Genomic DNA, 12,493 nt, shown 5'->3' with positions numbered 1-12,493 from the left:
TTACATCCGTTCCGGAGCTGAGACACCGAGCAAAAACAGGCCGTTCGCCAGCACCTGGCGGGCGGCCTCGCACAGGGCGAGCCGGGCGAACGTGAGAGGGGTGGCCTCTTCGTCGCCCTGCGGCAGCACCCGGCCCACCGTGTAGAACTTGTGGTACGCGCCGGCCAGCTCCTCGAGGTAGCGGGCGATGCGGTGCGGTTCCCGCATCTCGGCGGCGCGGCGGACGGTGGCGGGGAACTCGCCGATGGTGCGGATCAGGTCACCCTCGGCGGGCAGGGTCAGGAGTCCGAAATCGACGTCCGCCGCGTCCTTTTCGGACCGCAGGCCGAGATCGGCGGCGTTGCGCTGCAAGGAAGACAGCCGGGCGTGCGCGTACTGCACGTAGTAGACCGGGTTGTCGTTGCTGTGCTTGCGCAGCAGGTCGAGGTCGACGTCCAAAGTGGAGTCGACGGAGTAGCGGATGAGCTCGTAGCGCGCCGGGTCGACGCCCACGGCCTCCACGAGGTCCTCCATCGTGATCACGGTGCCCGCGCGCTTGGACATGCGCACCGGCTTGCCGTCGCTCACGAGGTTCACCATCTGGCCGATGAGGACCTCGACGGTGTCCGGGTCGTCGCCGAACGCGGCCGCGGCGGCCTTCAGGCGCGCGATGTAGCCGTGGTGGTCGGCGCCGAGCATGTAGATGCACAGGTCGAAGCCGCGGTTGCGCTTGTCCTTGAAGTAGGCGAGGTCGCCGGCGATGTAGGCCGGGTTGCCGTCCTTCTTGATGACGACGCGGTCCTTGTCGTCGCCGTACTCGCTGGACTTGAGCCACCAGGCGCCGTCGGCGAGGTAGAGGTTGCCCGAGTCCTTGAGCTGCTGCACGGCGGCGGCGACGGCGCCGGACTCGTGCAGCGAGTTCTCGTGGAAGTACACGTCGAAGTCGGTGCCGAACTCGTGCAGGCTCTGGCGGATCTCGGTGAACATCAGCTCGATGCCGACGCTGCGGAACGTCTCGTGCCGCTCGGCCTCGGGCTTCGACAGCGCGCTGGGCTCCTGCTTGAGGACCTCGGCGGCGATGTCGTTGATGTAGCCGCCGGCGTAGCCGTCCTCGGGAGCGGGCTCGCCCTTGGCGGCGGCGATCAGGGACCGGACGAACCGGTCGATCTGGGCGCCGGCGTCGTTGAAGTAGTACTCGCGCGTGACGTCGCCGCCCTGCGCGGCCAGGACGCGACCCAGCGCGTCGCCGACCGCCGCCCAGCGCGTGCCGCCGAGGTGGATCGGGCCGGTCGGGTTGGCGGAGACGAACTCGAGGTTGATCTTCCGGCCGGTGAGCGTGTCACCGCGGCCGTAGGCCTCCCCCGCGGCGAGCACCTGGCGCACGACCTCGCCCTGCGCGTCGGCGGCGAGGCGGAAGTTGAGGAACCCCGGGCCGGCGACCTCGGCCGCGTCCACGCCGTCGGCGGCCGCCACGACCTCCGCCAGCGCCTCGGCGAACTCGCGCGGCTTCAGCCCGGCCTTCTTGGCCACCTGGAGCGCGAGGTTCGTCGCGTAGTCGCCGTGGTCGGGGTTGCGCGGGCGTTCGATGGTCACCTGCTCCGGCAGCACGGCGGCGTCGACGCCTCGGGCGTCGAGCACCTGCACGGCGGAGGCGCGGACCAGGTCGGCGAGAGCGGCGGGAGTCACTCGCTGAATTCTAGGTGTGCCCAGGTCGGACGCTTACGCCGGTCCGACCTGCGGTTGTCGCACATCACCCTGAAGTGATCGTGAGAGGCGTTCACGGTGATCAGACGTCCGGTCTCTACACTGGCCGACGGGCAGGGTCCGTCCGGATCCCTCCATCATCTCACGAGGAGATCGCGGCAAACCATGGCGAAAGGGACAACCAGTAAGAAGGGGACGTCCGCCGGCGGAGCGCGCGGCAAGTCCGCGAACGCGGTGAAGGCCGCGCGTGGCAAGTCCGTCGTGGGTAAGAAGGGCACTCCGTGGGGCACCATCGTCGGTGTCGTCGTGGTGGTGGCCCTCCTGGCCAGCGTCGTCACCTACTACATGGTGAAATCCGCTCCGCAGCGCGACCAGAAGTCCCGCGAGGAGGCGGCCTCGTCGTTCGCGCCGACGGCCAGCGACCCCGACCCGTCCAAGAAGATCCCGGGCGTCATCACCGCGACCTACACCGGTTCGGTGCACGTGCTGCCCACCGAGCGCGTGGCGTACGACCACAGCCCGCCCTTCGGCGGCCCGCACGACGGCAACTGGGCGGCCTGCAACGGCGTCGTCTACCCGACCGCGGTGCGCACCGAGAACATGGTCCACACGCTCGAGCACGGCGCCGTCTGGATCGCCTACAACCCGGACCTCGTCAAGGGTGACCAGGTGGACCTGCTGGCCGCGCGAGTCAAGGGCAAGACCTACATCTCGATGTCGCCCTACCCCGGCCTGGACAAGCCGATCTCGCTGCAGTCGTGGGGCCACCAGCTCAAGCTGGACAAGGCCGACGACCCGCGCATCGACGAGTTCATCGCCGCGCTGCGGACGAACCCCAACGGCGTGTACCCCGAGATCGGCGCCTCGTGCGACGCGCTCGGCCCGGGCCAGTTCGACCCGAGCAACCCGCCGCCGTTCGACCCGAGCAAGCCCGGCCCCGACGCGAAGCCGATGAACTACGGCGGCAGCTCCGGTGCCGTGCCGGAGGGCGGCATGCCGGGCACTCCCGGCCAGCCCAGCGCTCCGGTGACGGCGCCGTCGGCTCCGGCAGGACAGTGATCTCGCGGTGAGCACCGAAGCCGACCTCGAACCGGATGTCGACGAGCCCGGCGAGCGCCCCACGTGGTCGCGCTGGGTCGTCATCGGCGGGTCGATGCTCGCCGTGCTGCTCATCGGCGTGGCGATCGGCGTGTTCGCCGCGCGGCTCACCGACGGCAGCGACGCCGCGCCGGCGACCCCCGGCGCGGGTTCGGTCGAGGTCGGCTTCGCGCAGGACATGTCGACGCACCACCTGCAGGCCGTGACCATGGCCAACTGGGCCCGCGACCACAGCACGGACCCCGAGGTGCGGCAGCTCGCGTTCGACATCGAGTCGTCGCAGACCGAGCAGGTCGGGCGCATGAAGGGCTGGCTCATGCTGTGGGACCAGCCCGAGCAGGCGCCCGGCGCGTACATGACGTGGATGACCGAGCCGATGGGCCACGCGGGCATGCAGATGCCCACCAGTTCGCCGGCCAACGGCGCCCCGATGCCGGGCATGGCCACCGACGCGGAGATCGCCAAGCTGCGTTCGCTGACCGGCCGCGCGATGGACGTCGACTTCCTTCAGCTCATGCTGCGCCACCACCAGGGCGGCACGGCGATGGCGGAGTACGCGCAGGACCACTCGAACCTGCCGGCGCTGAAGGCGTTGTGCCGCAGCATCCTCGTGTCGCAGGGCGCGGAGATCAACCAGATGAAGCTGATGTTGCAGGCGCGCGGGGCGGCTCCGCTTCCGGCGTCCTGAGGTATTTCTTGCCGGGGGCCGCTCCTTCTTGGGGCGGCCCCCTTTTTTCAGCGCTTGTCCCAGTCGGCGAACCGGACGCGCGGGATCTCCTTTACGTCGCCGACGGTGCCCCACTCGTCGCCGCCGAGGCGCGCCAGCGGCCGCAGCCGGCCGATCACGGGGTGGTCGCCGTCGAGCACGTCCTCGGCCACCGCGACGTGCACGACCCGGCCGAACACCACCGTCGACGTGCCGAACCCGACCGTGCTGTGCAGCTCGCACTCGAACGCCACCGGCGACTGCGCCACCCGCGGCGGCTTGACCTTCGTGCTGGGCTCGCGCGTGAGACCCGTGGCGTCGAACTCGCTGTGGTCGGGCGGGAAGTCGGTGCCCGTGTCGTTGATCTTCTCGAAGAGGTGCTCCGGCGCGAGGTTCACCACGAACTGCCCGGTGGCCTCGACGTTGCGCAACGTGTCCTTCCGCCCCACCGACGTGAACTGCAGCACCGGCGGCGCGGCCGAGGCCACCGTGAAGAACGAGTGCGGCGCCAGGTTGTCCACGCCGCTCGCCGAGGTGCTCGACACCCACGCGATCGGCCGCGGCACCACGGTCGCGGTCAGCAGGCGGTAGAAGGCGAACGGGGCGACGTCGGCGGGATCGAAGTCCTTGCGCATGCCCTTTGGTCTACCAGGTGGCCACGGTGGACGAGGTGCGCACCTCATCCACCGCTACCGGCTCCTGTGCAGAGGAAGAAGACGTCAGGACTGCTTCCCCACGACGTTCCACTCGCCCGGTTCGGCCAGCGCCAGGACATGGGCCAGACCGGCGTCGTCGAAGGCGGGGCGGAACGTGTCGATGCCCTCGGAGAAGTGGGCCCAGCCCTGGATGTGGGCGGGCAGGACGGTTTTCGCGCCGAGCACCGCGGCCACGGCGGCGGCGCGTTCGGAGGTGAGCGTCAGGGGGCGGCCGTCGAACTTCGCCGCGACGCGGGCGGCGCCGGCGAAGAGGACCGCGACGTCGATGGGCCCCACCTTGCTCGCGATCTCGGCCGCCACGCGGACGGAGGCGTTGTCGCCGCTGAGGTACACCGTCGGCAGGCCGGTGCCCGAGAGCACGAAGCCGATCACCTGGGAGTTGATGTGGCCGGTGTCGTCGCGGTCGCCGTCGGCGGGACCGTGTTCGGCCGGAACGGCCTGCACGGTCAGGTCGCCGCCGCCGTCGCCGCGGGGGATGGTGATCGTCTCCCAGGCCTCGAGGCCCTTGGCGGTGGCGCCGAGCAGCTTCGCGGAGTTGGCGCCGGTCAGGAGCGTCTTGGCGGCCAGGGCGTATTCCTTGCCCCTGACGTCCAGGTTGTCGGGGTGGGCGGCGTGGCTCACGAGCACGACGTCGACGTCGCCGAGCCCGGCTTCGTCGACCGCCGGGCCCTCGAGCTTGGTCAAGTAGGCGCGCGGACCCGGTTCGTCGAACGTCGGGTCCATCACGAACCGCAGGCCCGCGATGTCCACGACGGTGGTCGGCCCCCCGATCACGCCGATCCCGAATTCCTGCCGCTGCGAACTGATGCGCTCACTCACGAGCATTCCCCTTGGTGGTCTGTTCGGCAGGCGCGCTCATTCCCGCCTGCTTATCTGTTGCGCCGCTTGAAGATTGCCTCGAACGCGGGGAACCGGCCACCGGTGAACGGGTCAGATCCCGCCGGATTCGGCTCAGCGCCAAGGCAGGCGTACGCCCATCCCGGGTCAAACCGGGCTACCAGGACAGTTCCTGGCACCGGCGCGCGCACTGCGGTCCTTCGACCTGCAGCGTCGCGTGGTTGATGGAGTACCGGGCGGACAGGAGGTCCTGCGCCTTGGTGAGCACGGTGGACTGCTCGGCCTCGTCGCTCATCGTGAGGTGGGCCGAGGCGACCTCCATGCCGGAGGTGAGGGTCCAGACGTGCAGGTCGTGGACGTCGGAGACGCCCGGCAGGGCCGCGAGCTCCGTGCTGATCGCGCCGACGTCGACGGTGTTCGGGGCGTGCTGGAACAGGATGCGCAGCGCGCGCCGGGCCAGGGTCCACGTGCGGGGCAGCACGAACAGGCCGATGGCGACACCGATGATCGGGTCGGCGTAGCGCCAGCCCGTGGTGAGGGTGATCGCGCCGCTGATCAGCACACCGACGGAGCCGATCAGGTCGGCGAGCACCTCGAGGTACGCGCCGCGGACGTTGAGGCTTTCGCGCGCGCCCGAGCGCAGCACGAAGAACGACACGATGTTGGCGACCAGGCCGGCTCCCGCGGCCAGCATCACCGGCAAGCCCGCCACCTCGGGCGGGTCGGTGATGCGGCCGATGGCCTCCACCAGCACGTATCCCGCGACGCCGAACAACAGCACCGCGTTGCCCAGCGCGGCCAGCACCTCGGCGCGGTACATGCCGAACGTGCGGCTGAGCGTCGGCCCGCTGCGGCGCGCCAGGACGATCGCGGTGAGCGCCATGCCGACGCCCAGGACGTCGGTGAACATGTGGGCGGCGTCGGAGATCAGGGCCAGCGAGCCCGTGGTGAAGCCCACCACGAACTCGAGCACCATGAAGCCCGCGCCGATGACGAGGGCGATCAGCAACGCGCGCAGGTAGCGACCGGACGCGCTCGCCGGGGCGGCGGTGTGCCCATGTCCGTGTCCGTGGCCCATGACTCCGCCTCCCATCGTTTCCGCAGGTCACCACCGGTGCAGGGCCCGTCGCAAGGTCCCCTTGGCAATATATAGTCGCATGCGCATATGTGCAATACAGGTAAGCCTAAGTGCACTGTAATCGGGCACACAGGCCGATACCCATCCCCCGGATGAGCACTCCCGCCTGGTGGGATCAGCGCACCAGGCGGAAGAACCCGCGCACCTGCTCGACGAGCGACTCCGGCTCCTCCATTGCGGCGAAGTGGCCGCCGTGCAACAGCTCTTCAAACCAGCGCAGATCGGTGAACCGCAACTCGGCCTCGCGGCGCGAGGGCCGCGTGATCTCCTTGGGGTACAACGAGATCCCCGAAGGCGCGGTGATCTTGTTCCGGAACCCCGTGCCGAAGCTCTCCCAGTACAGCCGCGCCGACGACGTGGCCGAGGCCGTGAACCAGTACACGGAGATCGCGTCGAGGATCTGCCGGCGGGTCAGCGCGTCTTCCGGGTGGCCGTTGTTGTCGGTCCACGCCCAGAACTTCTCGGCAATCCAGGCGGCCTGACCGGCGGGCGAGTCGGTGAGGCCATAGCCGAGCGTCTGCGGACGGGTGGACTGCTGCCCGGAGTAGCCGCGCCCGGTGCGGCCGAACTCCTGCGCCGCGGCGAGCGCGGCCTGCTCCTCGGGCGTCGGGTCGTCGAACTGCCCCAGCGGCGCGGCCGCCATGTTCACGTGGACGCCCGCCACCCGCTCCGGCGCGACCTCGCCGAGCGCTCCGGTCACGGCCGAGCCCCAGTCGCCGCCCTGCGCGCCGTAGCGCTCGTAGCCCAGCGAAACCATCAGGCTGTCCCACGCCCGCGCGGTCCGCTCCACACCCCACCCGGCCTTCGCCGGCTTGTCGCTCCACCCGTACCCGGGCAGCGACGGTGCGACCACGTGGAACGCGTCCGCCGGGTCTCCCCCATGGGCGCGCGGGTCGGTGAGCGGGCCCAGCACGTCGAGGAACTCGAGCACCGAGCCGGGCCACCCGTGCGTGATCACCAGCGGGAACGCGTCCGGCTCGGGTGAGCGCACGTGCAGGAAGTGGATCCCGAGCCCGTCGACGGTGTCGCGGAACTGCGGGAACTCGTTCAGCCTCTCGGCGAAGCCGAAGTCATAGTCCTCAGCCCAGGTGCGGCACAGCTCCTGCGCGTAGGCCAGCGGCAAACCCTGGGACCAGTCGTCCACCGTCTCGGCCTCGGGCCACCGCGTGCGGCGCAACCGTTCCCGCAGGTCCGCGATGTCGGCCTCGGTCACGTGGGCCTCGAACGGTTCCGCTGCCACCCTTGCTCCCTCCGTCAGCAAGATCAACGCTAGCAGTGTCGGCCCCGAAGGTGACCCCCTGCGGAACACCGGGCGAACCGGGGTGCGCTAAGCTGACGTCGTCGCGCAGCGATGCGCCCTTGTAGCTCAGGGGATAGAGCACTGCCCTCCGGAGGCAGGTGTCGCAGGTTCGAATCCTGCCAAGGGCACATTCTTCACGTAAACGAATCGGCGGTTCTCACTCGCGAGTGAGAACCGCCGATTTCGTTGTGGCGTCATTGTGGCCGGCTCGGCTCAGCTGCCGCTGATCAGTTCTTCCGGGAACGTGCCCACGAGGGTGTCGGTGAGGTTGCCGATCGTCGAGAGGGCTTGCGACATGCCCGGGATCGGGTCCTGGTTGCCGCCGAGGCCGGGGACGACGTTGCTGCTGCGCTGAAGCAGCGCGATGGCCGGGACGGCGGCTTGCACGACCGTGGCGTTGACCGCCCGTGCCGCCAGGCTCGGGGTGGGGTTCGGCGGCGTGGGGACGGGCGAAGCGGCACCGGGCGCGCTTTCGCGGACCGCGGTGCCGGCCCCGACGTACTTGTCCGCGAAGTCGAGCATGCGCGCATTGCTGTCCGGCGCGCTCTTCTCCAGCTGGAGGTCGTGGGCGGTGTTCGGGACGACGTCGGCGAGGACTGTCGCGTCAGGACCGTAGAAGGGGCGCTCGAAGTCGGCCAGGGCCGCGGAATCCGAGCAGCTCGGGCCGAGCAGACCGCAGATGAACGGGTCATGCTGTCCGACGACCGTGTAGACGGGGATGTTCAGCGTGCGGTCGACGTTGAGGACGTTGTAGCCGGCCAACGTCGCCAGCTCGACGAGATTGCCGGTTTCCTTGAGCTGCTCGTCCTTCGCGACCACACCCGGGTCGGTCGAGGTCGCGTTGCCCAGGTAGAAGCCGCGGCGGGTGTCGGGGTAGCTCGTCAGGTACGCGGGGTCGAGGCCGGCGCCGGAGAACTTCGGGTCGAGTGACGAGGGGTAATCGTCGGCGATGATCTTCGTGACGACGTTGGTGTAGTTGAGCGAGTGCGCGATGCCGGTCGGCATGATGGCGTCGACGTCCTTGTACAGGCCCGCTTCCGTCATCGTGAGGATGCCGCCCAGGCTGTGCCCGACCTCGATCACCTTGTCGAAGCGGGTGCCGAGCTTGCCGGCGCGCAGGGCGGTGATGACCTGGTGGACGGTGCTGACGTCGGCATAGAAGTTGTCGAACGCGCTCAACGGGTGGGTGGACTGGCCGTCACCGAGGCGGTCGATGTTCATCGTCGCGTAGCCGCGCCGGTTGGCCGCCCGCACGTAGGAGTAGGTGTCCGGCTCATACGGCAGGTCCCAGTAGTACCGCGCGTAGGACCAGCCGTGAACGAGGATTTGCACAGTGGTGGCGCCGGGCGGGACGCACAGCGTGCCGGCGATGGTGGCCGGCTGACCGGCCGCGGTCACCGCAACCGTGACGTTCTTGCAGTCTGTGTCTGGGTTTTCCGCTGCCGAGCCGGGCGTCACGACGCTTCCGGTGGCCACGAGAAGGGCGGCCAGCACGGTCGCTGCGCGCCGGCGCCGTAGTGAATTACAGTTCTTTACGACGGGCATGGTTGACCTCTTTGTCATCCTGAACCATGGACTTCTGCACAAGAAACCCTCTGAAGAGCATGAAAGTGGAGGGTTTTGGGAGGTGCGGCTAGCTAGTGAACTGTCATTCACTAGCTAGCGGACAGTACCACGCTCGAGCCCGGGCGCGATTCACGTGATCGGGTTGTTCTGCCCGGCAAAGCAAGAGTGACGCTCGCCCTGCGGCGGCTTGGGGCGCGCGTGTGCGAGGTACGATCGGAAAGTCAGCCGTGGAGGGAGGTACCGGTGAAAGAGGCGCAACGGCCTCGGCGCGATCCCGCGCGCAAAGCCCGGATCCTGACCGCGGCCGCGGAGCTGATCTCGCGCAACGGTTACCACACCGTGGGCATGGCCGAGATCGGGCAGGCCGCGGGGATCGTGGGATCGGGCATCTACCGGCACTTCGACAGCAAGTCGGCGATCCTCGCCGAGCTGCTGGAGCAGGTGATGGACCAGCTGTCCACCGCCGCTTCGTCCATCGTGGACGAAGCAGGCGACGACCGGCGCGCGGTGAGCGAGCTGATCGGCAACCACGTGCGCATCGCCATCCACGACCGCCGGATCCTCCAGGTGTACCACCGCGAAGCGCGCAACCTGCCGGAGAACGAACTCCGGCGCCTGCGCCGCGCCCAGCGCCACTACATCGAGGAGTGGGTCGGCGCGGTCGCCCCACTGCGCACCGACCTGGCCGACGGCGAGATCCGCGTCCTGGTCCACGCGGCGATCGGCAGCATCCAGTCCATTTTGTTCTTCAACTCCGGCCTGCCGGTACCGCAACTGGCCGCGTTGCTGGTCGGCGCGGCACACGCCTGTCTCGGCATCGACGCGGCCTCGCCCGCGGTCGTCGTCGAGGCGGGCGACGCGGGCGAGGAATGGCCGGACGAGCAGGGCGCCTGAGCTACGCGGGTGGGCGTTCGCGCTCGCGGAACTCTGTCAGGCCGGCGCGGATTTCCGGGGAGTGCACGTAGGCCGCGAAGGTCTCGTACTCCAGGTCGAGGGCTTCGGCGGTGGGCAGGTCGCGGGCGGCGTTGGCGACGCGTTTGACTTCGGCCAGGGCGAGGGCGCTGTGGGTGGTGAAGCGGCGGGCGAGGGCGAACGCCGCGTCGAGCAAACCCTGCGCCGGCACGACTTCCTCGATGAGGCCCCAGGCGTGGAAGCGTTCGGCGGGTTCGAGGCCGCCGGTCAACAGCAGGCGGCGGGCGACGTTGGCCGGGAGCTTGCGTTCGATGCGGACCGCGCCGCCTCCGCCGGGCAGCATGCCGTAGCGGACGTGGCCGTCGCCGAGGAGGGCGCCCTCGGCCGCGACGACGGCGTCCGCGGCGAGGACCAGTTCGAAACCGCCGGCGACGGCGTGACCGTTGACGGCGGCGATGACCGGCAAGGGTGAGTTTTCCCAGCGGCTGAACAGGTTCCCGGCGCGCCGCACGAAAGCCAGCAGGTCCTCCTGGCCGCCGTCCAGCCGGTCGAGCACCTCGGGCAGGTCCGCGCCGACGCAGAACGCGCGCCCGGCACCGGTCACGACGATCGCGCGGCACGCCGAGGCGGCGATGCGGTCGAGCGTGGTCTCGAGGTCAGTCAGGAGTTGCTCGGAAAGGGCGTTGAGGCGGTCCGGGCGGTTGAGGCGCACGAGGGCGATCGAGTCCTGGTAGGTCAGGTCGACCAGAGTCATCAGGGTCCTCCACAAAGGACAGTGAAGCGCCGGAGATCACGAAGGGGCAAGCGGGCTCCTCAGCCGCGCGACCCGTAGAGGCCGGCGTGCCGGCCCCTCAGCTTGTACTTGAGGACCTTGCCGCCGACGGTCTCGGGCAGGGCGTCCTCGAAGACGACCGCCTTGGGGGTCTCGTAGCCGCCGAGCGCGGCGCGGCAGTGCGCGATGAGCGACGTCTCGTCGGCCTCCGCGCCAGGCCGCAGCACGACGACCGCCGTCACGGCTTCGCCCCAGTGTTCGTGCGGCAGACCGATCACGGCGGCCTTCTCGACGGCCGGATGCCGGTGCAGCACTGCCTCCACCCGCAAGCTGGACACGTTCTCACCGCCGGACTTCACGATGTCCTTGAACCGGTCGACCATCACGCGCAGGCCGTCCTCGTCCACCACAGCGCTGTCACCTGAGTGGAACCAGCCGCCGCGGAAGGCCTCGCGGGTCGCGTCCTCGTTGAGGTAGTACCCGGCCGTGACGGTCGGGCTCCGGTACACGGCTTCGCCGGGCACCTGCGGCTGGTCGCGCAGGGAGGTACCGGTCTCGTCGACGACGTCGGAGGCGAGCAGCGGACTCGGCACCCCGACGTAGTTCAACGCGGGAGCCGTGCGTTCATAGACCTCCGGCCACTTCGCCGGCCAGAACCGGTGGCACGCGATCGCCTCGGTCTGCCCGAAGATACCGAGCACGACCAGGCCGGGCGCTTTCCGTTGCAGGGTCTCGTAAACGGCCGGTTCGAGCGCACCCCAGCCGTAGACCAGCACGGTGAGGCTGGAGAGATCGCGACCGGATTTCTCCGCCTCGGCGGTCAACGCGGCGACGAACTGCGGCGAGCCGGCCCACAGCGCGGTCGGCCGCTCCTCGTCGATGGCCAGGGCGACCTGGTCGGGCACCGGCCGGCGGCCGAGGACCAGCGAACCCCCGGCGAGGAACGCCGAGAAGGTGAACACCTGGTCGCCGACGTGGTAGATCATCGGCAGGTAGGTCATCACCTTCACCTCCGTCTCCACGCGGAGCCCGCGCGTCAGCGAGACGGAGAAGTTCAACGCCGCCAGGTGGCTGGCCGAGTGCGAGATCATCGCGCCCTTCGGCATGGCCGTGGTGCCGGAGGTGTAGAGCAGCTGCCAGATGTCGTCGCCGTGGATCTCGACGTCGGGCTCGGTCACCGGCCGGCCGGCGAGGAAGGCGCCGAACGTCGGGCTGCCCGCGACCGCGCCGCCGCCGATGGTGATCGTCGCGGCGACCGGCAGCCCGGCGGTCTCGAAGGCCGCCCGAGCCCGCGGCCACAGTTCGGAGTCGACGATCGCCGCCTCCGGTTCGGCCTGGCCGATCAGGTATTCGAGCACGTCGGTGGCCAGCGCGGGGTTGATCGGCATGGCGACCATCCCGGCCTTCGCGATGCCGATCTTCGCCAGGTACGCCTCGACGGAGTTCTCGCAGAAGAGCGCGACCCGGGCGCCCGGTTCGAGCCCGCGCGCGGCCAGGGCGTGGGCGAGCTGGTTGGCGATCTCGTCGGCCTGCCGGAAGGTGACCGACGCGAACCGCTCCTCGCCGTACGCGCCAGGCCGGCCGGTGATCGCGACCTTGTCGGGGTAGCTCCACGTCAGGCGTTCGAACACGTCGCCGACGGAGGTCCGTTCCCAGCGGTTGACCGCGCGGCGGCCTCGCAACGTCGTGACGTCGATCTTCCCGAACAGGTCCACACCAGCCTCCTTGCCGAATGCCAGACGCCGCACAGCATCCAACTAGATGC

At 69.7% G+C, this 12,493-nt stretch carries 11 protein-coding genes and 1 tRNA gene; 4 read left to right on the top strand and 8 right to left on the bottom strand.

The features are described from left to right. The gene (gene argS / locus AB0H62_RS32515; protein ID WP_360590350.1) at positions 1-1,665 is read right to left on the bottom strand and encodes an arginine--tRNA ligase; all 1,665 of its coding nucleotides are present in this window, start codon (positions 1,663-1,665) and stop codon (positions 1-3) included. Positions 1,666-1,917: 252 nt separating this feature from the next. Between argS and AB0H62_RS32510 the strand changes: the two genes are divergently transcribed. After that, positions 1,918-2,742, top strand: coding sequence for a DUF3105 domain-containing protein (locus tag AB0H62_RS32510; RefSeq protein WP_255638744.1), 825 nt, complete (start codon positions 1,918-1,920; stop codon positions 2,740-2,742). A 7-nt stretch (positions 2,743-2,749) separates the two neighbouring features. Next, on the top strand, positions 2,750-3,469 hold the full coding sequence (locus AB0H62_RS32505; protein WP_220243835.1) for a DUF305 domain-containing protein: 720 nt from the start codon (positions 2,750-2,752) through the stop codon (positions 3,467-3,469). A 47-nt stretch (positions 3,470-3,516) separates the two neighbouring features. Here the strand turns inward: AB0H62_RS32505 and AB0H62_RS32500 are convergent, their stop codons facing one another. The 4 genes from AB0H62_RS32500 to AB0H62_RS32485 all read right to left on the bottom strand — a co-directional run bounded on the left by AB0H62_RS32500 (position 3,517) and on the right by AB0H62_RS32485 (position 7,418). Then, positions 3,517-4,122, bottom strand: coding sequence for a flavin reductase family protein (locus AB0H62_RS32500; protein WP_220243836.1), 606 nt, complete (start codon positions 4,120-4,122; stop codon positions 3,517-3,519). A gap of 84 nt (positions 4,123-4,206) precedes the next feature. Continuing rightward, positions 4,207-5,022 (bottom strand): MBL fold metallo-hydrolase, encoded by an 816-nt coding sequence (locus tag AB0H62_RS32495; protein ID WP_255638409.1) that lies wholly within the window; start codon positions 5,020-5,022, stop codon positions 4,207-4,209. Between the two features lie 175 nt (positions 5,023-5,197). Further along, a complete protein-coding gene (locus AB0H62_RS32490) occupies positions 5,198-6,118 on the bottom strand; it encodes a cation diffusion facilitator family transporter (RefSeq protein WP_220243838.1) in 921 nt (306 codons plus the stop codon). A 175-nt stretch (positions 6,119-6,293) separates the two neighbouring features. Beyond that, entirely contained in the window at positions 6,294-7,418 is a 1,125-nt protein-coding gene (locus AB0H62_RS32485) for an epoxide hydrolase family protein (RefSeq protein ID WP_360590346.1), read from the bottom strand. Between the two features lie 115 nt (positions 7,419-7,533). Here AB0H62_RS32485 and AB0H62_RS32480 point away from each other — a divergent pair. After that, positions 7,534-7,606, top strand: a tRNA-Arg gene (locus tag AB0H62_RS32480). Between the two features lie 85 nt (positions 7,607-7,691). Here the strand turns inward: AB0H62_RS32480 and AB0H62_RS32475 are convergent. Beyond that, on the bottom strand, positions 7,692-9,023 hold the full coding sequence (locus AB0H62_RS32475; protein WP_360590344.1) for an alpha/beta hydrolase: 1,332 nt from the start codon (positions 9,021-9,023) through the stop codon (positions 7,692-7,694). A 264-nt stretch (positions 9,024-9,287) separates the two neighbouring features. On the opposite strand from AB0H62_RS32475, the gene AB0H62_RS32470 reads away from it, so the two are divergent. Continuing rightward, entirely contained in the window at positions 9,288-9,938 is a 651-nt protein-coding gene (locus tag AB0H62_RS32470) for a TetR/AcrR family transcriptional regulator (RefSeq protein ID WP_360590343.1), read from the top strand. Between the two features lies 1 nt (position 9,939). Here the strand turns inward: AB0H62_RS32470 and AB0H62_RS32465 are convergent, their stop codons facing one another. Further along, a complete protein-coding gene (locus AB0H62_RS32465; RefSeq protein ID WP_360590341.1) occupies positions 9,940-10,710 on the bottom strand; it encodes an enoyl-CoA hydratase/isomerase family protein in 771 nt (256 codons plus the stop codon). 59 nt (positions 10,711-10,769) lie between these two features. After that, positions 10,770-12,443: an AMP-binding protein gene (locus AB0H62_RS32460; RefSeq protein WP_360590339.1), complete on the bottom strand. Its 1,674-nt coding sequence runs from the start codon at positions 12,441-12,443 to the stop codon at positions 10,770-10,772. Between the last annotated feature and the right edge of the window lie 50 nt (positions 12,444-12,493).

Source organism: Amycolatopsis sp. NPDC050768 (assembly GCF_040654155.1).
GTDB lineage: Bacteria > Actinomycetota > Actinomycetes > Mycobacteriales > Pseudonocardiaceae > Amycolatopsis.
Note: the sequence above shows the minus strand (reverse complement) of the source record. Positions and strands in the feature narration are given on the sequence as shown.

Excerpts from the sequence above, each read along its gene's own strand:
- AB0H62_RS32500 (WP_220243836.1), bottom strand. The coding sequence starts at position 4,122 with ATGCGCAAGGACTTCGATCCCGCCGACGTCGCCCCGTTCGCCTTCTAC.
- AB0H62_RS32490 (WP_220243838.1), bottom strand. The coding sequence starts at position 6,118 with ATGGGCCACGGACACGGACATGGGCACACCGCCGCCCCGGCGAGCGCG.
- AB0H62_RS32475 (WP_360590344.1), bottom strand. The coding sequence starts at position 9,023 with ATGCCCGTCGTAAAGAACTGTAATTCACTACGGCGCCGGCGCGCAGCG.
- AB0H62_RS32465 (WP_360590341.1), bottom strand. The coding sequence starts at position 10,710 with ATGACTCTGGTCGACCTGACCTACCAGGACTCGATCGCCCTCGTGCGC.